The sequence below is a fragment of the Bacteroides sp. M10 genome (genome assembly GCF_014334015.1).
Taxonomy (GTDB): domain Bacteria; phylum Bacteroidota; class Bacteroidia; order Bacteroidales; family Bacteroidaceae; genus Bacteroides; species Bacteroides intestinigallinarum.
The window spans coordinates 2,111,851-2,136,429 of record NZ_CP060488.1; the positions used below are offsets into that span (position 1 = coordinate 2,111,851).

General features: G+C 49.4%; 16 protein-coding genes. 8 read left to right on the plus strand and 8 right to left on the minus strand.

The features are described from left to right. Window positions 1–374 precede the first annotated feature (374 nt). The 6 genes from H8796_RS07675 to H8796_RS07700 form a co-directional block, all read right to left on the minus strand. Complete coding sequence (locus H8796_RS07675) at window positions 375–6,191, minus strand: N-6 DNA methylase (protein ID WP_004291462.1); 5,817 nt, start codon at window positions 6,189–6,191, stop codon at window positions 375–377. Further along, window positions 6,181–6,633: a DUF1896 domain-containing protein gene (locus H8796_RS07680; protein WP_004304266.1), complete on the minus strand. Its 453-nt coding sequence runs from the start codon at window positions 6,631–6,633 to the stop codon at window positions 6,181–6,183. The genes H8796_RS07675 and H8796_RS07680 overlap by 11 nt, the downstream gene beginning before the upstream one ends. A gap of 162 nt (window positions 6,634–6,795) precedes the next feature. Continuing rightward, on the minus strand, window positions 6,796–8,883 hold the full coding sequence (gene topB / locus H8796_RS07685) for a type IA DNA topoisomerase (protein WP_004291456.1): 2,088 nt from the start codon (window positions 8,881–8,883) through the stop codon (window positions 6,796–6,798). Between the two features lie 60 nt (window positions 8,884–8,943). Further along, on the minus strand, window positions 8,944–10,515 hold the full coding sequence (locus H8796_RS07690; RefSeq protein WP_004291455.1) for a DUF3945 domain-containing protein: 1,572 nt from the start codon (window positions 10,513–10,515) through the stop codon (window positions 8,944–8,946). A 20-nt stretch (window positions 10,516–10,535) separates the two neighbouring features. Further along, a complete protein-coding gene (locus tag H8796_RS07695) occupies window positions 10,536–10,886 on the minus strand; it encodes a helix-turn-helix domain-containing protein (protein WP_004291454.1) in 351 nt (116 codons plus the stop codon). A gap of 3 nt (window positions 10,887–10,889) precedes the next feature. Beyond that, complete coding sequence (locus tag H8796_RS07700; protein WP_004304264.1) at window positions 10,890–11,252, minus strand: helix-turn-helix domain-containing protein; 363 nt, start codon at window positions 11,250–11,252, stop codon at window positions 10,890–10,892. A 201-nt stretch (window positions 11,253–11,453) separates the two neighbouring features. On the opposite strand from H8796_RS07700, the gene H8796_RS07705 reads away from it, so the two are divergent. Continuing rightward, window positions 11,454–11,753, plus strand: coding sequence for a helix-turn-helix domain-containing protein (locus H8796_RS07705; protein ID WP_004291426.1), 300 nt, complete (start codon window positions 11,454–11,456; stop codon window positions 11,751–11,753). 31 nt (window positions 11,754–11,784) lie between these two features. After that, window positions 11,785–12,090, plus strand: coding sequence for a helix-turn-helix domain-containing protein (locus H8796_RS07710; RefSeq protein ID WP_004291424.1), 306 nt, complete (start codon window positions 11,785–11,787; stop codon window positions 12,088–12,090). Between the two features lie 77 nt (window positions 12,091–12,167). Here the strand turns inward: H8796_RS07710 and H8796_RS07715 are convergent, their stop codons facing one another. Further along, window positions 12,168–12,530: a hypothetical protein gene (locus H8796_RS07715; protein ID WP_004291423.1), complete on the minus strand. Its 363-nt coding sequence runs from the start codon at window positions 12,528–12,530 to the stop codon at window positions 12,168–12,170. Window positions 12,531–12,541: 11 nt separating this feature from the next. After that, complete coding sequence (locus H8796_RS07720) at window positions 12,542–13,777, minus strand: site-specific integrase (protein ID WP_004291422.1); 1,236 nt, start codon at window positions 13,775–13,777, stop codon at window positions 12,542–12,544. A 325-nt stretch (window positions 13,778–14,102) separates the two neighbouring features. On the opposite strand from H8796_RS07720, the gene bglX reads away from it, so the two are divergent. From bglX to H8796_RS07750, 6 genes are all read left to right on the plus strand, one after another. Then, window positions 14,103–16,109: a beta-glucosidase BglX gene (gene bglX / locus H8796_RS07725; RefSeq protein WP_255502189.1), complete on the plus strand. Its 2,007-nt coding sequence runs from the start codon at window positions 14,103–14,105 to the stop codon at window positions 16,107–16,109. A 288-nt stretch (window positions 16,110–16,397) separates the two neighbouring features. Further along, window positions 16,398–16,829: a dUTP diphosphatase gene (gene dut, locus H8796_RS07730; protein ID WP_117932351.1), complete on the plus strand. Its 432-nt coding sequence runs from the start codon at window positions 16,398–16,400 to the stop codon at window positions 16,827–16,829. Window positions 16,830–16,853: 24 nt separating this feature from the next. Next, entirely contained in the window at window positions 16,854–18,626 is a 1,773-nt protein-coding gene (locus H8796_RS07735; RefSeq protein ID WP_117932349.1) for a tetratricopeptide repeat protein, read from the plus strand. Further along, on the plus strand, window positions 18,623–19,198 hold the full coding sequence (locus H8796_RS07740) for a DUF4292 domain-containing protein (protein WP_117932347.1): 576 nt from the start codon (window positions 18,623–18,625) through the stop codon (window positions 19,196–19,198). Before H8796_RS07735 ends, H8796_RS07740 begins: the two co-directional genes overlap by 4 nt. Beyond that, window positions 19,195–20,496, plus strand: coding sequence for a murein hydrolase activator EnvC (locus tag H8796_RS07745; RefSeq protein ID WP_117932345.1), 1,302 nt, complete (start codon window positions 19,195–19,197; stop codon window positions 20,494–20,496). Before H8796_RS07740 ends, H8796_RS07745 begins: the two co-directional genes overlap by 4 nt. A 25-nt stretch (window positions 20,497–20,521) precedes the next feature. Next, window positions 20,522–24,538 carry a two-component regulator propeller domain-containing protein gene (locus tag H8796_RS07750; RefSeq protein WP_117932343.1) on the plus strand — a complete coding sequence of 1,339 codons (4,017 nt, stop codon included), beginning with the start codon at window positions 20,522–20,524 and terminating at the stop codon, window positions 24,536–24,538. Window positions 24,539–24,579: the final 41 nt, after the last annotated feature.

Consider the following 24,579-nt stretch of genomic DNA (forward strand, 5'->3'; position numbering starts at 1 on the left):
CAAGTTTCTCTCTCGGTATAGCGTTTATTTTGGCCAATATCTTCTTTAGTTTAGCATTTGTGTATTTCCCATTCGTGTTCTATTTAGCTCCTTATTATGAGTATGTAGCAAGTTACTTATCAAATTCAGCCTCTTTGAGGGTCAAATATGGTTTTGCAAATGGTGACTGACAAGACATAAACAAGGTCAGCAGGAATTTTTTACATAAATGGACATGAATGTATATAACCTAAAATAAGAATAAATTTTAATAAGGGCTGCCCAAAAAGAAAAAAATGCAGTTGCCATCCTATAGATACTTGCAGAAAGGATAAAATTTACTTTTAGACCTTTTGGGATAGCCCTTATTAATACTTCAGATAAAATTCCTTAGGTTATATTTTCAATCCTTTGGACCGGGTTTCCTCCTTGGCATACAGTCCCGGACGCCCGATTATGACATGGTTGGCAACGATACTATCCGCCGGACTGCGTATCTGCGGCGGTGCATTTTCGGGATATTGCGCCTGCCTGTTCCTCACATCTTCCGCTTCCGGCTTGAGCTGTTGCCCTTCATTCTCCTTTTCTGCGACTTCGGGCGTGGGTGGCGCAAGCTCCAGCTGAATTTTTCGGTCAAGGGCGGCAAGTTCGGACTTCAACTGCTTCAGCTCGTCCTCCTTCTTCCACACCTTACCCGCTATCTCCTGTAACTGCGGTATCTCCATCTCCAGCACCTCGTTCTTCGCCTTGTACTGGTCGATGATGGAGGGTATCCTCTCCATCGCGTTGAGGAAGTTGCGGGCGGCGGCCAACGGGTCAGCCATCGCCAGATGCCCGTTGTTGTAGGTGTACTTGTAGTTCCCCTCGACCACGAAGCGGTTGTCGGTGAACTCCAATCCCTCTTTGAGTATCCTTTCGCTCACCACCTTTATCGGAAAACCGTAAAGTTCACCGACCTGCGTGTACAACCCTCCGGTCGTGGCATTCTTGGCTATCTCCTGCAAACGCTTTCCGATGACCTTCTCATCGGCGGAATCCACTCCGTCCACCTTTATTATATTAAGGCGGTTGCCCTCCTTGTCGGTCTGCACCACCGACAGGAAGCGGTTCCAGTCCTCCGTCATGGCATCTATGAAAGCCGTGTTGTTGCGCAACTCGCCGGTCTTTGACTCCAGCTTGAACTCCGAATCACGCTTGCCCTTGTTGAACGACTTGCGTTCCCCTTCGAGCGATGCGATCCGCTTTTCCAGTTTCGCCTTGTCCAACAGGTCGGTATTGCCGGAGAGCAACGCCATGTATTCCGAGAAATTCATGCCCGATTTTTCGTCCATTGCCCCCTCGTCGATGGTACGCGCACCCATCGCACCGCTTTTGAGCTGGCTTATGAAAGTCTGCTTGCAGTGCAGGAGGTTGAACTTGTAGCTGTCCAGTGACTTCTCCACCGCGTAGATGATTACATCCACGTTGTTCCCGGCGAAATGTTTGGCAATCTCATTACCTGCCCTAACTCCGCGTCCGTCACGCTGTTGCAAGTCGGACGGTCGCCACGGCGTATCGAGATGATGGATAGCCACACACCGTTTCTGGGCGTTCACACCCGTTCCGAGCATAGAGGTAGAGCCGAACAGCACACGCACCGTCCCGGCGTTCATGGCGTCTATCACCGCCTTCCGCGCCTTGTCGGTCTTGCACTCCTGAATGAAGCGCACCTCGCTTGGCGGTATACCGTAGTCCTCCGTCAGTTTGCGCTTGATTTCCGAATAGACGTTCCACCCGTCGCCCGGCTGGTATGTCCCCAAATCAGAGAAAACGAACTGCGTGCCTTTCTGGGCGTCGTATTTTTGATAATACTCCGCGATCATCTTGGCACAGTGACTCGCTTTGTTGTCGGGATGATCTTCGTAATTCGGGTCTATCATGCGCATGTCGAGTGCCATTTTCCGGGCATAGTCCGTGGCGATGAGCATCTTCGCCTTTTCTTCCGTTTCCGAAAGCGGCAGCCTGCCCAACAAGGTGGCATCGCCCGTCTTGGCGAACTGCATCAGTTTCTGTATGAAGTCCTCCTGTTCCGGCGTGGGCGGTATATGGTGCAGTATCTCGTTCTTGGCAGGACGGTCAACGCCCACATCCTCCGCCGTGCGGTAGTCCGTGATTTCATTATAGAAGGCGGCAAGCTCCGGCACTTTGATGAAGTAGCGGAAACGCTCCTTCTGGACCACATTGTTCGTCACGTTAAATTCAAAATCCGTCGTCTTCTTGGCAAATATCGCCGCCCAAGCGTCGAAACACCTTATGTCCTGCCGTTCCAGCTCCTTCGGGCGCAGGTACTTGAACAGCAGGTACAATTCAGTCAGTGAGTTGCTGATAGTCGTGCCGGAGAGGAAGGTCGCACCCAAGTCTTTTCCTGTGCGCTCCTGTATGGTGCGTATGGCAAAGAGCATGTTAAGTGCCTTCTGGCTTCCCTCGCTGTTTCCCAATCCCGCCACACGGTCGTGGCGCGTGTTGAAAGTCAGATTCTTGAACTGGTGGCTCTCATCTATGAAGATGTGGTCGATGCCCATCTGCTTGAAATCCACCACGTCGTCCGTGCGTGACTTTATGGCGTGTTCCACCTTCTCCAGCTTCGCTTCAAGGTTGTGCTTGCGCTTCTCCAATCCTTTCAGCATCGCCCGCGACACGTTCTTTCCCTGCTGCCGTAGCACTTCGAGGTTTTCCTCCACCGTGTCAAGCTCTGCTTGCAGGATGCGCTGCTGCAATTCCGGCGACTGCGGTATCTTGCCGAACTGGTCGTGCGACATGATGACGCAATCGTAGTCGTTGTTCTTTATATTATTGAAGAAGCGCACACGGTTGGCGGTCGAAAAGTCCTTCTCCGAAGCGTACAGAATACGTGCGTTGGGATATGCCGCCTGATAGGTGGCTGCAATCTCCGCAACGTTGGCTTTCAGCCCGATAATCATCGGCTTGTGTGCCAAATTCAGACGCTTCATCTCATGCGCGGCGATGCACATTATCAGCGTCTTACCGGTTCCCACCTCGTGGTCGCAAATTCCGCCGCCGTTCTGTTTCAACATCCAGACGCAATCCATCTGTGAGGGATAGACGCTCTTGATACCCCGGCTTGCCAGCCCTTTCAGGTTGAGGTCGGGAAAGGTCTGATGGGAGCCGTCGTAGCGCGGGCGCACGAAACAGTTGAACTTGCGGTTATACATCGTCACAAGCCGCTCCTTGAACTGCGGCGACTGCTCTTCGAGCCATTCGGAGAAGCCGTTTCGTATCTCGTCAATCTTGGCGTTGGCGAGTTGTATTCCCTCGCTGTCGCGCATCTTGATGTCGTTGCCATGCTCGTCCTTGCCGATGGACTTCATCATGTCAGGGCAGGTGTTGTGCAGGGCGTGTTTTAGGAGGTGCATACCGTCATAGTTCCGGTAATACCCCTTCACCAGAAACTCGTCCGTGATTTTCATGGTGCGGTAGCCGCACACCACCGAAAACTCGTCCATGCTTGCGGAATAGGCGATTTTCACCTCCGTGTCGAACAGCCGGCTCATGTAGGCGGCATAGACACCCGTCGGAATCCAGCGTTCCCCGAAATTGAAGTCCAGATCCTCGAAGGCGATGCGCTGCGGCTCGGCATCTTTCAGAGCCTCCAACGCCTGCTTCACCTCCGGCATACGCTCATTTTCGGGATTGTCACCCATCCATGCCTCTATGCGTTCCGCTTTCTCTATGACATTTCCGGCGATGAAACGGTCTTTGATTTCGTAACCGGTCACGAGCGGATTGTAGTAGATGCGCCCTTGCAGGGCAGTGAGCAAATCCTCCGCCGTGCTGTCGGTTATCTCCCGCATATAGTCGAGATTGACCGTACCATATTTGTTGAGCGACGCAGACAGGGCTTCTTCGGGAGAGCCTACGTTGGCATGGCTCTCCACCGCGAAGGAAACAGGATGCTCGAAGATGTCCGCCTTGACGAACTTTCCGTTTTCCATCCGTTCCAGCGAAAGGATGTCGCGCCCGCCCGCATCCATCATCACTAACTTCACGTTCTGCTTGGCGTTGAGGTTGCCGTAGCGCATGACAAACTCATCGTAACAGGTATTCAGATGCTCTCGCCACGGAACATTTGCCTCGCGCCGGAGCGATTCATAACGGTACAGACGCTCGTAGGCGTCACGCAGCGACACATACAACAACGCCTTTTCCTTCTGGTATCCTTTCAGGTCGAGCGGCTGGAATGTCGCCCCGTATGGCGTGATGTCTTTCAGGTAGCCGATGTTATGACGCCCCCGGTCAGCCACCAGCGACCCTTCGCGCAGGTGCATCTCCGGCGTGCGGTGGTAGGCACGCGGAGAAAGGTCCACGACTTCCTCCTTCGGCTTTTCCGCTTCGATGTCGGGGAAAAGGAAAGTCCCCACCGCTTCCGATGGGGTATCTGTAACGGCAGGTGCGGCGACTGCCTCCGGCTGTGTTTCCTCCTGTCGTGGCTGCTCACGGGAAGTTTCCGGCACGGCTTTCACTTCCGTCTTTTCCGCCACTTGTTTCTCGTTATGCTGCCTTGCCAGTTCCCGAAGTTCTTTCCTACGCTCCGGCGTCAAACCCATCATCATTTCATAGAAACCGTTGATGGGAGGATTGGTATCCCAGTCCAGTGTGGCATAGATGTCGTCCGGGTCGGCAGGCTTGGCGGTGTTCTCCGCTTTCACCTCCTTATTCTCCATTGCGGGTTTTGCAGTTGGAGCTGTCGGTGTAACCGTGACTTTCGGTTTGGGCGGAGTGGACTTTGCCGTAACTGCCTTTTTCACCGTCTTTTTCTTTTTGGAGGTTTTCGGTTGGCTGACCTCTTCCGTCATCCCCCAGAGGTCAAGCAGGGTGAGCTGCACGCCTGCGGAATATTGCGGGCGCGGTTCTATCTCCGGCTTTTCATCTGCGGGTTGCGGCTTTTCTGTCGGAGTTTCCACCGTCTGCGCCGAGGATACTGTTTCCAATTTTATGGCAGGACGCTCTACTTTATTTTGAACGGCAACTTTTTCTTCCGTTCCTGCCTGCCGGATTGAACCCGAATACAAGCGCATGGCAAGCCTGTAATGGAAATCCTCGTCGAGCATACGGCGCAAATCCCCGGCGATGCCTGCTGCCTTGCCCTCGTGCAGATAAACCATAGCGGGCTTCCCGTAGGGGTCTGTGTCAAGTTTCGCCATCGTATGCACGATGCGTTCCGGGTGGTGGATGAAATAGGCGTTGTCGGTCAGGGCGGTTTTCGTGTCCGTCTGTATCACGGTCATCAGCCGCTCGTCCTGCGACATTTCCTTCTTGCTGAGGTTCTTTTGCAGGACAATCAGGTCACTGCCCACCTCCGTGCCCGCGTTGTCCGTGAACAGGTTGTTGGGCAGGCGTATCGCGGATACCAGATTGGCCTGACTGAACAGCTCGTTACGCACGGAGGTCTTGGTGCTATTCAATACCCCTTGCGAGGTGATGAACGCCACGATACCGCCGTCACGCACGGCATCCAGTCCTTTGAGAAAGAAATAGTTGTGGATGGTTTTCTGGGCGGAGCGTCTGCCGAAAGAGTCGCTCCGCTGAAACTCCGCGTCGAACACGGCAATGTCACCGAACGGAATGTTGGACACCGCCAAGTCGAAATAATTGTTGAACGGTCTTTCGATTTTCTCAAAACCGCAGGTGCGCATTTTCTGGTCGGGATAGAGATGCCTCAAGATTGTACCCGTGAGCAGATCCTTCTCGAAAGCCATCACATCCGCATTGGGGCTGTGCCGCAGCATGGAATCCACGAACACGCCGACACCTGCCGACGGTTCGAGCATACGGGCGGGGCGGACGCTGTAATCTGCCAGCACGTCCGCGATGGTGTCGGTTATCTCTTTGGGGGTGTAGAAAGCGGTCAGCACGGACGCTTTCAGCGAATCCACAAACCGCTTGTACTCTGTTTCGTCCTTGCTGTTCTCACGGATAAGCCTGTGCAGCTCCACCGTCGGGGCGAACAGTTCGAGGTCGGATTTCGCCCACCGGACGGCATCCGTCAGTTCCTTTGCAGGGTTGAGGATACATTTCAGACCGCCGAAACCGCAGTACCTTTGAAGTATGGCACGCTCTTCGGTTGTCGCTGTCCTATTTTCCCTGTCAAGGATGAATGCCGTCCGTATCGCCTCGATGTTGTCCCGCAGTTTCTGTTTGCGGTTAAACGCCATATTCGTCTAAGTAAAGGACGGTTGCTCCCGTCAGCTCCGTGTAGAGCAGGTCGTAATCGGAAGACAGGGCGAAATTGTCATCCGAGAGGTCATAGACGGAGAACACGTTGCCGACAAGCGGCAGCAGTTTCAGGACAAAGGCTTCACGCTTCTCTTCCGGCACTTCATCGGCAAACTCGTTTTCCACGACTTCGCGGAGGATGGCGTAACGGGAATAATGCAGCCCGCGCAGCAGCGTGTCCATCGCCAGTTCCTGCGCACCATCGGCGGGATAGCCTTCAAGCCGTGCCCTCTCATACGTTTCGGCGGCACGGTCGGCCCGTTCCCGTATGAAAGCGGTGTCGTCAGCCTGTTCAAACTTGTTCGTGCGGAGATAGTCCAGCAGGTACAGACCGTAATAGGAAAAGTCGGTCTGACCCTCGTTTTTCTTCTTGTTGTTCATTACTTTGGATTTAGCGGATTGATAATTAACGGGATAATCGGTTGGAAAAAGGAAGAAAAAGGCACTCGGTATCCCTCCGAGTGCCACCACTAAATCCAAAGTATGAGTGTAATCCGGTATCGAAGAACAATTCATTACTCTGAACAAGTGGCAAAGTTAATACTATTTCTTCCGTCCTGAAAATTTCTTGTCCTTTTTAGCCTCCGGGAACACAAAAGTCGTGTTATATTCCCCGTCAAAGGCGACAACAGCATCGAAACTCTTGCCCTGTTTGCTCTTGAACCCTTTGAGCAGCTTGGTATGCCCTTCGGTGAGCAGGTCTTTGATTTCATCGTCGGACAGGGTGCGTCCCGCTTTCAGCCGGAACACGGGCAGTCCGCACTCCGTGTTGTCGCAGCGTACCACCTTGCCGTAGAACCGCATCCTGCCCGTGCCACACTTGGGACACGCGCAGCCGGAGTCACGGCTGCCGAAGAGCTTGTCGCACGAGATCAGTTCGGAGGTTATCTCACGTGTGTACGCCTCTATCTCCTTGCGGAAGGTGTCGTCGGACAGTTCCCCGCGCTCGATACGCGCCAGCTCCTTTTCCCATTCGCCCGTCATGGCAACATCGGCGATGCGCATCGTCTTGACGACGGAATTGAGGGCAAGTCCTTTTTCGGTGGGAACAAGCGACTTCTTGCAGCGTTCCATGTAACCGCGCTTGAAAAGCGTTTCGATGATGGAGGCGCGTGTGGCGGGAGTACCGATGCCACAGTCCTTCATCGCCTGCCGCAGTGCGTCGTCCTCAATTTCCTTGCCCGCCGTTTCCATTGCCGAGAGCAGGGTGGCTTCGGTATGCAGCGGCTTGGGTTTGGTCTTTCCTTCGGTAATGGACGAGCCTTTCGGTGTCAGCGTGTCGCCTTCCTGCCAGCCGGGGATGGTAATTTCCTCTTTTTCCTCGCCATAGACGGCACGCCATCCGGTTTGCTTCACGACGCTGCCTTTTACGGTAAACTCCACTCCGGCACATTCCGCCGTGACAGTGGTCACATCCTTGACGCATTTCTCAGAGAATGCCTCGACCATGCGCCCGGCAATCATCTGATAGATGGTATTGTCCTCTTTGGAGAGGAAGAGCGGTTTCTCACCCGTGACGAGCAGGGCATGGTGGTCTGTCACCTTGCCGTCGTCCACGCTGCGGCGTGTCGGGGCGGCTTTTGCCCGCACCTTGTCTTTCCATTCGGGCTGTGTGCCGATGAAAGCGAGCAGTTTGGGAATTTCGGCAAACACGTCTTCGGGGATGTAGCGGCTTCCCGTTCTCGGATAGGTTATCAACTTCTTTTCGTAGAGTTTCTGCGCGATTTCAAGCGTCTGTTCCGCCGTGAAGCCGTGCTTGGCGTTGGCTTCTTTCTGGAGCGTGGTCAGGTCGTAGAGCAAGGGAGTTTCCTCCGTCTTCTCCTTGCGCTCGGCTTTCGTGACAGTGGCGCAACCTGCCGCCTTTACCTTATTATATAGTTCCATCGCCGGTTCTTTCTCTTTCCATTTCTCGGAGGATGAGAATTTCACGACTTCGCCGTCGCAACCGTCCGTTGCGATATGGAGCTGCCAGAATGCTTCGGACGTAAAGCGGCGGTTCTCCCAGTAGCGTTCACATACCATAGCCAACGTTGGTGTCTGCACCCGCCCCACGGAATACGTGCCGTGTCCGGCGGCGATGGATAACGCCTGTGTGCCGTTGATGCCCACGAGCCAGTCGGATTCGCTCCGCGCTTTGGCGGCGAGGTAGAGGTTGTCGTATTTGCTGCCGTCTTCGAGTTTCCGCAGTCCCTCGCGGATAGCTTTGTCGGTGAGAGAGCTGATCCACAGGCGCACGAAAGGAGTGGTGCAACCCGTATAGTGGTAGAGGTAGCGGAAGATAAGCTCTCCCTCGCGTCCGGCATCGGTCGCCACGATGATATGTTCGCTTGTGTCGAACAGTCTTTTGATGACTTTTATCTGCGACACCACGCCGCTGTCGGGCTTGTAACCTTTCTCCGTCCTGACCTGACGGGGGACGAGCGTGAATGTGTCGGGAATAATCGGGAGGTTGTCACGGACAAATCCGCGCACGCCGTAGCCGTCGGGCATGGCAAGCTGAACGAGGTGTCCGAATGCCCATGTCACGGCATAACCGCCTCCCTCGAAATATCCTTCCTCTCTCTTTGTCGCGCCCACGATGCGGGCGATTTCACGTGCCACGGAGGGCTTTTCTGCAATGATTGTCTTCATGTCTTCTTCTTTTTTGTTGATACTTTGGATTTTATTTTGGATTCAGTGGCGGACACGGGATTACATTTTCATGCCCTTGCCCGTTTTCTTCTGCGGCTTCTCCTGCTGCTGTTGCTGGCGGGCGTCCTTCGGGTTGGTCTGACCTTTCTGCAACGGCTCTCTCAGATTCTTTGTAGCCTCGTTGGTCTTGCCATCGTTGTTCACCGCCACCTGCGTGCGGCTCTCGTTGGACGGAGCAACCTGCTGTGCATTGTCAGGGTTCGTGTCGTAGCGGTACGGGCGTCCCTTCTCCGGGTTGAACTTGATATACATCGTGGCATGGAAGCCCTGCTTGTCGGTCACGTTCTCCAGCTTCACGGCTTTACCCGCCACATAGTCGGCTTTCTGCTGGTCGGTGAAGCTCACGCCGCTCCATTTGCTGATGGGGCGGATGCTGCCGTCCTCGTTCGTCCACGTGTTGCGGCGTTGCTCCTTCTTGGTCTGTGCGGCATTTTCCCCGCCCTGCGCCTGACTTTTCGATGTGTCGCCTTTGGTTTCCTGTGTCTGTGCGGTACGGGGCGACTTGCCGGTTCCCGGCACGAACTCCACGCCGCGCTGCTCCACGTTCACTTGCAGGGTGGTGACGAACTTTCTGCCGTCGTTGCGCTCGATGAGCTTGTCGCGTACGGGCAGTCCGGCGCGGAGCATGTCCCGCTCCTGCGTGGTGATTTCCGTCTTGCCGATGCGCTCCGGGATGCGCACCCTGCTTGCCGGAATGTCCGTGATTTCATTCGTCTTGCGGTCGATGCTGATGTAGGAGGGGATGATCTCGCCCGTTTCCCTGTCCACAATGTCCACGACCCTACCGAGATTGCCCGTTTCGCGGAGGTTCTTCCGGTCATTGTCGGAGAATTTGTGTTCCTTGTACTCATCCAGCTTCTGCTCCTTGCGGATGAAGTGCGGCACGAGGCTGATGTTTCCCTCACCGTCCTTCTTGAAGGAGAGGCGGGCGTCCAGCTCGAATGATTCGCCGCCGAAGGTCGGTTTGACCTTTACCAAGTCGGACTTGCCATAGTTGAGCATCTTCGTAAGGTCGCCGGACTTTTCAAGGTTGTCCCGCTTTACGCCCCATCTGTCCTCCAGCTCCTGCCAGTTGATTTTACTCTCGTCGATGGGCTGGTAGCCACGTTTGCCCTGCATCTGTTCGGATTTGTCCTGTTGCTGTTCTTTCCGTTGTTCCATGTTCTCCTGTTTTTGAGGTTCTTGTTTCTCTGTCTGTTGTGCTGCCATCTCTTCCTGCACCTTCTTCTCATAGTCGGAGGTGTCCACCTTGTGAGGGGCGAGCAGCTCCTTGTTCGCTTCGGGGTCTTTCAGCAGTTGCTTCATCACCTCTAAGAGATTTTCAGCTTGGTCTGCCGCAATGCGGTAGAAACCGAAGCGGCTGGGTTCCTTGCACTGCCGGAAGAAGTTCTTGAAGAAGTTGTCCAGCACGTCGCCATGTCGGTCGAATTGCAGGAAACTCTGCGCGTTCTCCGCTTTTGCGGGGGTGCGCTTGGGTGTGCCGTCCGCGTTCAGCCCGGCTACCACGCTGATCTCGCCTGTCTTCTCGTCACGGACTACCAGCACGTCCTTTTCGTCTTTTTTCTTTGCCATCTGAAAAATGTTTTAATGGGTTATTTATGAAAGAAATTATGGATACGAGCCTTGTAGAAGGCTATATCTTCCTTTTTGAAGTCCTTGATATGGTTGGAAAGGAATGTCAGCACGTCCTCCTCGCTGTAATAGGTCTTCTTGCCCAGCGTCTTGTAGGGCAATGCGCCTACGCTGCGGTAGCGTTGGAGGGTGCGTTTGCTTATCTGGAGCAACATGCACAAATCCTGATTGTCGAAAAGGCGGATGCTTTCCGTGATAGTGGGCTGTTTCCCCTCAGCCTTCATCGCCAGCAGCAGTTCGTCCTGACGGTCGAGCCGTTCCATCAGCTTCTGCATCCAGCCCTCGAAGTTGTTTCGTGTGAGCAGTTCCATGACCTATGTCCTCCTTCCTTTTGGTTTGCCGCCCGTGCGCAGCGTGTGGTTGTGGAACAGGGTGTCTATTGTCCCTTCCTCGTTCCTTACTGTGTTGTCCTCCAATAGCCGCAGTATCTCGGAAAGGCGGTAGCGGCAGCTTCCGCGTACCACCACATACTCGATACGGTGGTCGGTGCGCATACGCTGCATGGTGCGCTTGCTCACGTTGAGCATCTTCGCCGCCTGTGCCGTGTCAAGCAGCTTGTCTTCGGTTTCCCGCTTCCGTTTCTTCTCGTCCCTTGCCTCGCGGATGTACCCTGCGATGTTCGCAATCTGCGCCATCATCTCCTTGTAGGCGGAACTTTCCATTGTTATCACTTTCATGTTCAGTCCTTTCTTTTTGTTTCTGCGACAAAATTCGGCAATAAACAAAAGGGGCTTTAACAACTCACTACGTGACTCACGTAAGATTTTTGCGGAAGATGGCTCCGTAACCCGGTCAAACGGCGCAACAGGCAGCCTTTCAGCGGAAAACGATACGTCTTGTATGCCGTTTCGTTACCTTTGCGGCAAACTCTAAATGACATGAATATGGAAATAGTATCTATCGAGAAAAAGACTTTCGAGATGATGGTGGCGGCATTCGGCGCACTCTCGGAGAAGGTCGCCGCCCTGAGGCGCAAAAGCGACACGGGGCGCATGGAAAGATGGCTCACGGGCGAGGAGGTCTGCGGGCAGTTGAGAATAAGCCCGCGCACGTTGCAGACGCTGCGTGACAGGCGGCTTATCGGCTACTCGCAGATAAACCGCAGGTTCTATTACAAGCCAGAGGAGGTGAAGCGGCTGATACCGCTTGTCGGCACGCTCTATCCGCACGGCAGATGATTTGATTTATTCACCCACTGAATCCGAAGTTATGATGAACGAGAACAACGATGTTTTTACGATGGAAGACGAGCCGATAGCCTCTGTGGTGCAGGATATGCGCAAAGGCTCGAAATGGCTGTCCGCATTTCTGGAAAGCTACCGTCCTCCGCTGGACGGGGAACGTTACCTGACGGACGGCGAGGTGTCGGAACTGCTCCGTGTGAGCCGGCGCACCTTGCAGGAATACCGCAACAACCGCGTGTTGCCCTTCATACTTTTGGGAGGGAAGGTGCTTTACCCGGAAACGGGGCTGCGCGGGGTACTGGAAGCGAACTACCGCAAGCCGCTGGAGTGAGGCGGTTTCATGAAAAAGTAAACGGGTGACACCTTTTGTGGTGCTACCCGTTTACTTGTCTTATGGGGTATGTGCAATCAGCAATACCCGGCTTTTCCGTTCTGTATGAACATCACGTATGTCTGCCGTTTCTCTTGTGAGAGTGCCTTTCCCACCAGCCATGTGCGGAACAGGTGGGTGTTGTAGGTATTCACCCTGAAAGCGACCGGGATGATGATTTCAAGGGCGTACACGTCCGCGTGCAGCCCGTTTTCAAGCTGCATGTAGCGGCACACCTCGTAGTCGTTCAGCACGTCCGACTTGCGGACGGCTCTGATGGCGGCGTTCACTGCCGGGACGGTCGTATGGAACAATCCGGCTATTTCGGTGGCGGTCATCCACACGTCGTTACCGGTTACGCTGACTGCCTTGTCCTCGATGATGATTGTGTCACGTTTCATGGCTTTTCTTTTTAGATGGTGCAACCTGCAAATTCCTCGACGCCGTTCAATCTTGCGGCAAGGTTCTCCATGTCCTGATTGAGCTTCTCTTTGGTTATCTTTGCGTAAATCTGCGTCGTCTTTATGCTCTTGTGTCCGAGCATGGAGCTGACCGTTTCGATGGGAACACCGTTGGAGAGGAATATCGTCGTGGCTGCCGTGTGGCGGCTCTGATGCCACGTGATATGCTTGGTGATGCCGCAACGCTTGGCGACGGCACGGATACCGGCAAGGCACGTGTTATAATGCGGAACGGGAAATATCCTGCCGTCCCCGCACAGTCCCCGGTATTTGCCGATTATGCGGTTGGCGATGTCGAGCAGGCGGATGTTGGACACCACGCCCGTTTTCTGGCGGTTGATGTTTATCCACTCGTGTTCGTCGAAGTAGGTGCGGATATTCTCTTCCGTAAGGTTGCGCATATCCGCGAACGACAGCCCCGTGAAGGCGCAGAACAGGTAGAGGTCGCGGTACAATTCCTGTTTGGCGTTTTTCAGTTTCCCCTCCATCAGCAGGCGGATCTCATCTTTGGTCAGGAAACTGCGTGTTGTTTCCTCCTTCTTGATTTCATACTCGCGGAACGGGTCGCGCGTCAGCCACTCGTTGTTGATGGCGATGAATACCATCGTCCGTAACGGGCAGACGTACAGCCACACGGTATTGGTGCAGCAGTGCTTGTCCGTGCGCAGGAACATCTCGAAGTCGGAGATGAAAGCCGGGGTAAGCTCTTTTAGGGCGATGTCCTTCACATGGTAGCGGATGTCGAGGAACTCTTGCATGTGCTTGTAAACGGTGCGGTACTTCAGCAGCGTGCCTTTGGCTTTCATGCCTGCCTCCACCTGCTTCTCGTAGTCCTCGTTGTGCTGGCGGAACACCTGCATCAGCGTGTGGTAGCGGTGTTCCAGTCCGAGAAAGGCGTTCTTCACCTTCTCCGCCGTGACGAAGTTGTCACGCTCCATGATTTCCTGATAATGCCTGTTGATGCGTACCCGCATCTTGTCAAGCATACGGTTCGTTTCGAGTGCCGCCGTGCTTCTGCCCGTGACACGTCCACCTTTGGTGTCCCACAGTTTCGGATCGACAGTCAGTTTGCAGCTGAACTGTGTCTGGCTGCCGTCCACCGTGATGCGTCCCATGACGGGAACTGTCCCGTCCTTTTTCACTACCTGACGCTTGAGGTAGTAGATTACTGAAAATGTACTCTTCATTGTCCTTAATTTTTGGGTTTCAAAATTAGTTGGTGAAGAGTCCGGTGTTGGTACGCAAAACGGGGAGGAACGGCGCAATCTTTTTCCGTAACCTGATTTTTCGCATGAGTTATGGATAACTCACTATTCCTTAGAGCCTTGTTTCGCTATTCGTACCCGTTTGTCGCATTTTCGGGCATGGTTACGAACAAGTAACGTAGCGGCGTCAGGATTTGGCTTCGGCAGGGATTGTAATGGCTTCACGGATTATCGCCACTTCAACCAAAACCCTTGTAACTCAATTCTATCACTATATCTTTCCGCATTTCACTTTTTTGTAGTAACTTTGCAGCGTATAGCTATCGATTCGACCCGTTTGGGGATTCCTTTGTTGGTAGGGGCAGATGTTATTCACGGCTATGAAACCATTTTCCCGATTCCACTGGCACTTTCCTGTAGTTGGGACACGCTGGCTGTCGAACGTATGGCACGTATCTCCGCCGTTGAAGCCAGTGCGGATGGCATCAACTGGACATTCAGCCCGATGGTTGACATTTGCCGGGATGCCCGTTGGGGGCGTATTGCGGAAGGAAGCGGGGAAGATCCTTACCTGGGTTCTTTGATGGCTAAAGCGTATGTGCGTGGCTATCAGGGAAACAACCTGCAGGGAAACGATGAAATCCTTGCCTGTGTGAAACATTTCGCACTTTACGGAGCGTCCGAGTCGGGGCGTGATTACAATACAGTGGATATGAGCCGTTTGCGTATGTATAACGAATACCTGGCTCCTTATAAAGCTGCCGTTGATGCTGGTGTAGGCAGCGTTATGAGTTCTTTTAACATCGTTGACGGTATTCCAGCCACAGCCAACAAATGGTTACTGACCGACCTGCTCCGGAATGAATGGGGCTTCGGAGGGCTATTGGTAACAGATTACAATTCGATAGCCGAAATGTCCGCCCATGGTGTCGCCCCTCTGAAGGAAGCCTCCATTCGCGCTTTACAGGCAGGAACGGATATGGATATGGTTTCATGCGGATTCCTCAATACATTGGAGGAATCCTTGAAAGAAGGGAAGATAACGGAAGAACAGATTAATACGGCTTGTCGCCGTGTTCTGGAAGCCAAATATAAACTGGGACTGTTCTCCAATCCGTATAAATATTGCGATGCCCTGCGTGCCAAAGAGAAACTTTATACGCCTGAACACCGCTCTGTCGCACGTGCGATTGCAGCTGAAACATTTGTTCTGTTGAAGAATGATAACAACCTGCTTCCACTTAAGCAAAAAGGCAGAATTGCCCTGATCGGTCCGATGGCGGACGCACGTAATAATATGTGCGGTATGTGGAGCATGACATGTACGCCGTCCCACCATGGAACATTGTTGGAAGGAATCCGTGCGGCAGCGGGTGACAAGGCTGAAATTCTGTATGCGAAAGGGAGCAACATATATTATGATGCGGAAACAGAAAAAGCTGCTACGGGCATTCGCCCGCTGGAACGTGGAGATAACCGGAAACTGTTGGACGAGGCTTTGCGCGTGGCTTCCCGTTCAGACGTCATTGTTGCCGCTTTGGGTGAATGTGCAGAAATGAGCGGTGAATCGGCTTCACGTACCAGTCTTGAGATACCCGATGCACAACAGGATTTATTGAAGGCTTTAGTGAAGACGGGTAAACCTGTCGTACTTCTTCTGTTCACGGGACGTCCTTTGGTCTTGAACTGGGAGGATACGAATGTTCATTCCATATTGAATGTCTGGTTTGGCGGTAGTGAAACAGGGGATGCGGTTGCCGATGTATTGTTTGGCAAGGTCACTCCAAGCGGCAAACTGACAACTACCTTCCCGCGTTCAGTGGGACAGCTGCCGTTATTCTACAATCATTTGAATACGGGTCGTCCTGATCCCGACAGTCGTATGTTCAACCGCTATGCCAGCAATTATCTGGATGAGAGCAATGAACCTCTGTATCCGTTCGGATATGGTTTGAGTTATACGGACTTTGTTTATGGTGAGTTGCAGATTAGCTCGGAAACCTTGCCTAAAAATGGTGAGTTGACTGTGTCTGTCACTGTAACAAACAAGGGGAACTACGATGGTTACGAAACGGTACAACTGTATCTTCGTGATATTTATGCGGAGATCGCCCGTCCGGTGAAAGAGCTGAAAGGTTTTGAACGCGTCTTCCTGAAGAGCGGGGAAAGCCGTGATGTTAAGTTTGTTATTACGGAAGATGACTTGAAATTCTATAATCCCGAATTAGACTATGTTTACGAACCCGGAGAATTTGATGTTATGGTAGGAACAAATTCACGTGATGTGCAGATTAAGCATTTTAAGGCAGATTGATTGTACGCAATTTTTTTTCTAAGATGTAAGTATCCTGATTATGACTGAACTAAACTCGCAGTCTTTGGCTATATAATTCGTTTATATAGCCAGAGGCTGCGAGTTTGTAATCAAAAATATCGTTGATCATTATTGAATTTGAAAGTGCTTGATTTATTTATTTTTGTTTACGATTTAGCCGTTTTACCATTCGCAAATTGGCTACAGGTACATTATTTAACTGCAAACTTAACTATTTTTCAGTTCAAAATGTGTATTTTCGCCCGTTAATATAGTAAACATGCATTTATGAATATTCAAGTAATCAATAAATCGAAGCATCCGCTTCCGGCTTATGCCACTGAATTGTCTGCAGGAATGGATATCCGCGCTAATCTTTCTGAACCTATCACACTGGAACCATTGCAACGTTGTCTGGTGCCGACAGGATTATATATCGCTCTTCCAAAAGGGTTTGAGGCGCAAGTTCGCCCGCGTAGCGGACTGGCGATAAAGAAGGGCATTACAGTACTCAATTCTCCGGGTACGATCGATGCGGATTATCGTGGAGAAGTTTGTATCATTTTAGTTAACCTCTCATCCGAAGCATTTGTGATTGAAGATGGAGAACGTATTGCACAGATGGTGATAGCAAAACACGAACAGCCTGTATGGCAGGAAGTGGAAGTGTTGGATGAAACAGAACGGGGAGCCGGTGGTTTCGGACATACCGGAGTGTGATGAATATATAATCGAGAAAATAGAATGAAGATAAAAATAGGATGGCTGTTCGTGACGGTATTAATGCTCACTTCGTGTGGGGGAATCCGGTCTGTGCGTACAGCGAAAACAGCAGCGAAGGCAGATGCATCCTTTTTGATGAAGGTACCGTTTATTTCTGCTGAAAAGCAACGTAAATATGACTACTTCTTTTTGGAAGCCATGCGGATGAAAGAAAAGAATGAGTATGATGCGGCTTTTGGTTTGTTGCAGCATTGTCTGGATATCAACCCCAATGCTTCTTCTGCGCTTTATGAAATATCGCAATATTATATGTTCCTCCGCCAGGTGCCGCAAGGTCAGGCTGCTTTGGAGCAAGCGGTTGCTTTTGCACCTGATAACTATTGGTATAGCCAGGGATTGGTCAGTCTGTACCAGCAACAAAATGAATTGGATAAGGCTGCGGCTTTGCTTGAGAAGATGGTCGCCCGTTTCCCGTCGAAACAGGACCCTTTGTTCAGCCTTCTTGATATTTATAGTCGGCAGGAGAAGTATAATGATGTCATTTCTACATTGAATCGTTTAGAGAAACGTCTGGGTAAGAATGAGCAGCTGTCTATGGAGAAATTCCGGATTTATCTTCAGATGAAAGATGATAAGAAGGCATTTCAGGAAATAGAAAGTCTGGTACAGGAATATCCGATGGATATGCGTTATCAGGTGATACTGGGAGATGTATATCTTCAGAATGGGAAAAAGCAGGAAGCTTATGATGCATACCAGAAGGTACTGGCTGTAGAGCCTGATAACCCGATGGCGCTTTTCTCGATGGCTTCTTACTATGAACAGACCGGTCAGAAAGAATTGTATCAACAGCAACTGGATACGTTGTTATTGAACAAGAAGGTGACTTCTGATACTAAAATCAGTGTCATGAGACAGGTGATTGCGGAAAATGAACAGTCGTCCGTTAAAGACAGTACTCAAGTGATTGCGTTGTTTGACCGGATGATGAAACAGGATATGGACGATCCGCAGATACCGATGCTTTATTCTCAATACCTGTTATCGAAGAATATGGAACAGGAGGCTGTGCCGGTATTGGAGCAGGTGGTTGATCTGGATCCTACCAATAAGGCTGCCCGTTTGATGCTGGTTAGTGCGGCGGTGAAAAAGGAAGATTATAAGCAAATTATCAAGGTCTGCGAACCGGGCATTGAAGCCACTCCGGATGCGTTGGAGCTTTATTATTATCTGGCTATCGCTTATCATCAGGCAGAGCAGGGAGATAGTGTGTTGAGTGTTTGTAATAGAGCATTGGAACATATAACTCCCGATACGAGGAAAGAAGTCGTTTCAGATTTTTATTCTATCATGGGGGATATTTATCATACCAAGAAACAGATGACGGAGGCTTATGCTGCCTACGATTCGGCTTTGGTATATAATCCTTCCAATATTGGCGCATTAAATAATTATGCTTATTATCTGTCTGTGGAACGTCGTGACTTGGATAAGGCGGAAGAAATGAGTTATAAAACGGTGAAAGCCGAACCTAACAATTCGACCTATCTCGACACTTATGCCTGGATTCTTTTCGAAAAGGGAAACTATGCCGAAGCCCGTATCTATATTGATAATGCGATGAAGAACGACGGTGAGAAAAGTGATGTGATTGTGGAGCATTGCGGAGATATTTATTTTATGACCGGTGACGTGGAAGGTGCGTTGAATTATTGGAAGAAGGCACTGGAAATGGGTAGCGAGTCGAAGATGTTGAAACAGAAAATAGAAAAGAAGAAATATATTGCGGAATGAAAAGAATAGTTTATCTATTGTTGTTGGTGGTAGTGTTGGCAGGCTGTAAGAGTTCGAAGCATTTAGCGACCTCGGAAACTAAGACTTCGACAAAGACGCAGACCTCCAGTTATTTGGCTTCCAAACTTCAAATGACCATTCCCAGTAAGAAGGGAAGTATGTCTGTAGGGGGAACCATGAAAATGAAAACTCATGAGCGGGTACAAATCTCCTTATTGATGCCTATTCTGCGTACGGAAGTGGCACGTATAGAAGTGACTCCTGACGAAGTGCTGCTTGTAGACCGGATGAATAAACGCTTCGTTCGTGCAACGAAGGCTGAATTGAAGAATGTATTATCGAAGAATGTGGAGTTCTCCCGTTTGGAAAAGATATTGATGGATGCTTCTCTTCCTGGCGGAAAGACAGAACTGACAGGAAAGGATATAGGAATCCCCTCATTGGAAAAGGCTAAAGTTCAACTTTATGAGTTTTCAACACAGGAGTTTTCAATGACTCCGACGGAACTGACGTCTAAGTATAACCAAGTTCCTCTGGAAGAATTAGTAAAAATGCTGGTAGCTTTATTATGATGAAACGTTTCTTTGTTATTCTAATCAGTTGCCTTTGGTTGGCAGTTCCTCTTTTCGCTCAATCGAACAAGTTGATTCGTGAGCTGGAAAGTAAACGCGGTACGCTGCAAAAACAGATTGCCGAATCGGAATCTATATTGAAGGATACAAAGAAAGATGTGGGAAGTCAGTTGAACAGCCTGGCTGTGTTGACGGGACAGATTGAAGAGCGGAAGCGTTATATCATGGCTATAAACAATGATGTGGAGGTTATCCAGCGTGAATTGGCGTCATTGGAACGTCAGTTGCGCGGGTTGGAGAAGGATTTGAAAGATAAAAAGAAGAAATATGAAGCTTCTGTTCAGTACTTGTATAAGAATAAGTCGATAGAGGAGAAGCTGATGTTTATTTTTTCGGCAAAGAACTTGGGACAGACTTACCGGCGTATGCGCTACGTCCGTGAATATGCTACTTATCAACGTCTGCAAGGGGAGGAAATCCTAAAAAAACAAGAGCAGATACGCAAGAAGAAAGCGGAACGGCAACAGGTGAAAGCTGCCAAGGAGAACCTGTTGCAGGAACGCGAGAGCGAAAAGGTCAAGCTGGAGGAACAGGAAAAGGAGAAGCGTACGTTGGTGACTAATCTGCAAAAGAAACAGAAAGGATTGCAGAATGAGATTAATAAAAAACGCAGGGAAGCCAATCAGCTGAATGCTCGTATTGATAAATTAATTGCGGAAGAGATAGAGCGTGCCCGTAAGCGTGCACAGGAAGAAGCCCGTCGTGAAGCCGCTGCGCGTAAGAAAGAGGAAAGTAAGGAGGGGAAATCCACTGCAACGGAAACGGCTGCGAAATCGAAACCTCTTGATGCTTATACCATAAGTAAGGAGGATCGGGAATTATCGGGTAACTTTGCCGCGAATCGCGGAAAACTGCCCATGCCTATATCCGGAGCTTATATCATAACCAGCCGTTACGGGCAATATGCCGTAGAGGGCTTACGTAACGTGAAACTGGATAACAAGGGTATTGATATTCAGGGAAGGCCGGGTGCACAGGCACGTGCTATTTTTGATGGAAAGGTGGCGGCTGTATTCCAGTTGAACGGATTATTTAATGTTCTCATTCGTCATGGTGATTATATTTCTGTTTATTGCAATCTCTCTTCAGCTTCCGTTAAGGCTGGCGATTCGGTGAGTACGAAGCAATCTATCGGTCAGGTCTTTTCCGACGGTACGGATAATGGGCGGACGGTATTGCATTTCCAGTTGCGCAGGGAGAAAGAAAAGCTGAATCCTGAACCTTGGCTGAATCGATAATTGAATTAAAAAACACACACATAGAATGAAGTTAACTAAAATACTAATATGCTTGCTGGTCTTCTGGGCCGGAACATTGTCCGCGTCTCCTTATTTTTCATTCAAGAAATATCAGGTGGAGGATGGGTTATCTCATAATACCGTATGGTGTGCGCTTCAAGACAGCTATGGCTTTATCTGGCTAGGTACCAGTGACGGATTGAACCGTTATGACGGACGAGGCAATAAAGTGTACCGGAATGTTCTCAACGACAAATTTTCATTAGAAAATAATTTCGTAGAAGCCTTGATAGAGGTGGACAAGAGTATCTGGGTCGGAACAAACTCCGGACTTTATATTTATGACCGCAATACCGATCGTTTTTCTTACTTTGATAAAACTACGCAGTATGGTGTGTATATCAGTAGTGAGATTAAAAAGATTGTAAAGACAGAAAATGGTCTTATCTGGATTGCTACTTTGGGACAGGGATTTTTTATTTATGATCCGAAAACAGAGGTGTTGACTCAAAATAGTGTTCAGACTTCTTTTGTGTGGGACCTTTGTCAGAGTGCCGATCAAAAGAGGGTGTATATCTCTTCTCTACAGGAAGGTTTGTTGTGTTTTGACGAGAATGGCAAGTTTCTCCGGGCATACGAAATCTCATTGGAAACAAATGCCTCTGATAGTTATAAGGTGAACTGTATTCAGAATATCGATGGAGAAATCTGGATTGGTGCAGGAAGCAATCTGCTGAGTCGTTTGGATGAACGAACCGAAGCTATAGACAACTACAGTGGTTCGGCGTTTAATTTCGGAGCTGTTCATTGTTTGTTGAAGTATACGGATAAAGAGTTGTTGGTAGGGACTGATAACGGGCTTTATCTGTTCAATCAGAATACAAACACATTCCAGCGGGCGGATAATCCGGCGGATCCGAGAAGTTTGAGCGATCAGACCATCAATGGAATGATGTGGGATGCTGAAGGAGCTCTTTGGGTGTTGACCAATCTGGGAGGAATCAACTATATGTCCAAGCAAACTAAACGCTTTGATTATTATTCGCCTGCCTATTTGTCCGGGGTGCCGGGAGCAGGGGAGGTGGTTGCTCCTTTCTGTGAGAGTAAAGATGGGAATATCTGGATTGGAACTCAAAGCGGTTTGTATTTCTTTAATGCTGCTACCCAAGAGCTTTCTCCCTATGCTATTGGAGGAGCTAAAAGTCAGAAATATGATATTCGTTCTTTAATGTTGGACGGCGACTACCTATGGATCGGGACTTATGCCGGAGGAATACGGGTTGTTAATTTGCGCACAGGAGCAGTGAAGGCTTATACTCACTCCCGTGGAATCCCGAATACAATTTGTAGCAACGATGTGTTGTGTATCTATAAAGGACGGAAAGGAGATATCTATGTAGGAACGAGCTGGGGATTATGCTGTTATGACTCTGCGAAAGATAATTTTATGACCATCACAAGTGTTGGCTCAATGGTTTCTGTTGTCGATATATATGAAGATATGTACAATCATCTTTGGATTGCGACTTCCAATAGTGGTGTGTTTTCTTATAATACAATGAATGCTCATTGGAAGCATTATCAGCACGAACGGGAAGACTCGACTACAATTACCAGCAATTCGGTCATTACTCTGTTTGAAGATGCGAAAGGAACCATGTGGTTTGGTACCAATGGGGGAGGGCTGTGTTCCTTTGATCCTAAAACGAAAACATTCATAGAATTTGATCCGCATAATACTTTATTACCTAATAAGGTTATTTATGCGATTGAACAAGATCAGGGAGGTGATTTCTGGATATCCAGCAATGCCGGAATTTTCAAGATTAATCCTGTCACTAAAGATCATTTCCGCCAATTTACGATTAATGATGGTTTGCAGGGAAATCAGTTTATGGCTCGATCTTCATTGAAATCATCCGAAGGAAAATTGTATTTTGGTGGAATAAATGGCTTTAATGTATTTCAGCCGGAACAATTTGTGGATAACAAATATATTCCTCCGGTTTATGTGACTGACATCCGGTTGCCTTATCAGACGGACGAACTGGAAGTAAAGAAACTGCTTCAGTTGGATAAACCGCTTTATATGGCCGATAAGGTGACTTTATCTTATGAGAACAATAGCTTCTCCATCCGTTTTGTAGCTCTTAGTTTTGAAGATCCGGCAAAGAACCGATATTCTTATATACTTCGGGGAGTGGATAAGGAATGGATTATGAATACCGAGAACAATGTGGCTTCTTACACAAATTTGCCTCCCGGTGAATATCTGTTTGAAATCAGAGGCTCTAATAATGATCGTCAGTGGAATGAAAAGACTACCACTTTAAAGGTGGTGATTACTCCTCCCTGGTGGCGTAGTACTTTGGCTTATGTTGTTTATGTTCTTATGCTATTGGGATGGATCGGCTGGATGGCCTGGCGATGGAATCTCCGTGTTAAACGCAAATATAAACGGCGGATGGAAAAATATCAGACTGCCAAGGAACAGGAAGTTTATAGGTCGAAGATTAGCTTCTTCATCAACTTGGTGCATGAGATACGTACTCCGCTTAGTTTGATACGCCTTCCTTTGGAAAAATTGTTGGAGAAGGAGCGTGAAGGGAAAGATCTCAAGTATTTGTCTGTGATAGATAAGAACGTAAATTATCTGTTGGGAATTACTAATGAATTGCTTGACTTCCAGAAAATGGAGAGTGGTACGCTGCATTTGAATTTGAAGAAGAGTGATATAAAGGAACTTGTCAGTGATGTTTATAATCAATTTACAAGCCCTGCTGAATTGAAGGGGATTGATTTGCAATTGACTGTTCCTGAACAAGAGTTGGTGTCTACGGTGGATAGGGAGAAATTAAGTAAGATTCTTGTTAATTTGATGGGAAATGCCATCAAATATGCTCATGCGCATATTGACCTGAAACTACTTGTCACTGATAAGGGATATGAGATACAAGTGAACGATGATGGTCCCGGAATACCGGATGAACAGAAACAAAAGATATTTGAAGCTTTCTATCAACTGCCTGATGATAAGGTGGCTACGGCTGTAGGTACCGGTATCGGATTGGCTTTCGCAAAGTCTTTGGCGGAGGCTCACCAGGGAGATTTGTACTTGGAAGATAATGTTGGAGGCGGTTCTTCATTTATATTGTCTCTTCCGGTCAAAGAGTGGGAGACGGAGAAAACGGCTGATATTGTAGAAATGCATTCGGAACATGTGGATGCTTCTGATGCTGTATCTTCGGAGTATTCAGGGAAGAAGTTTACGGTTCTGCTGGTTGAGGATAATGTTGATTTATTGAATCTGACTCGTGAGTCGTTGGCTGAATGGTTCCGTGTGTTGAGGGCTTCCAATGGTCGTGAAGCGCTTGAAGTGCTTGCACAGGAAAACGTAGATGTCATAGTAAGCGACGTTATGATGCCGGAGATGGATGGTCTGGAACTTTGTTGCAAAGTGAAGTCTGAAATCTCTTATTCCCATATTCCGGTCATTTTATTGACGGCTAAAACGACTTTGGAGTCTAAAGTCGAAGGACTTACATGTGGAGCAGATGTATATGTGGAGAAACCATTCTCTATCAAACAGCTTCATATGCAGATCGAAAATTTGCTGAAGTTGAGGCAGTCTTTCCATAAATTGATGGTGAGCCTGGCTGGGGATACGGTGGCTGTTTCGACAACGGACTTTGCGATGTCGCAGAAAGACTGTGAATTTATTGCGAAGATACAAGGGGTGATAGCCGAACAGCTGGCAGATGAGAACTTTTCGATAGATACCCTGTCTGAACAGATGAATATGAGTCGTTCCAATTTCTATCGGAAGATCAAGGCTTTGTCCGGAATGTCACCTAATGATTATTTGAAGACACTTCGTATGAATAGAGCTGCTGAACTGATTATGAGTGGTACCCGGATTTCTGAAGTGGCAGCGCAGGTGGGATTTACTTCTTCTTCTTATTTTGCGAAATGTTTTAAAGCGCAATATGGCGTATTACCTAAAGAATATAATGGTCAGCCTCCGGTTTCAGGGGAGGTGTGATAGATTGTATAAAGGCATATAAAAAAGACTCCTGCCGGTAA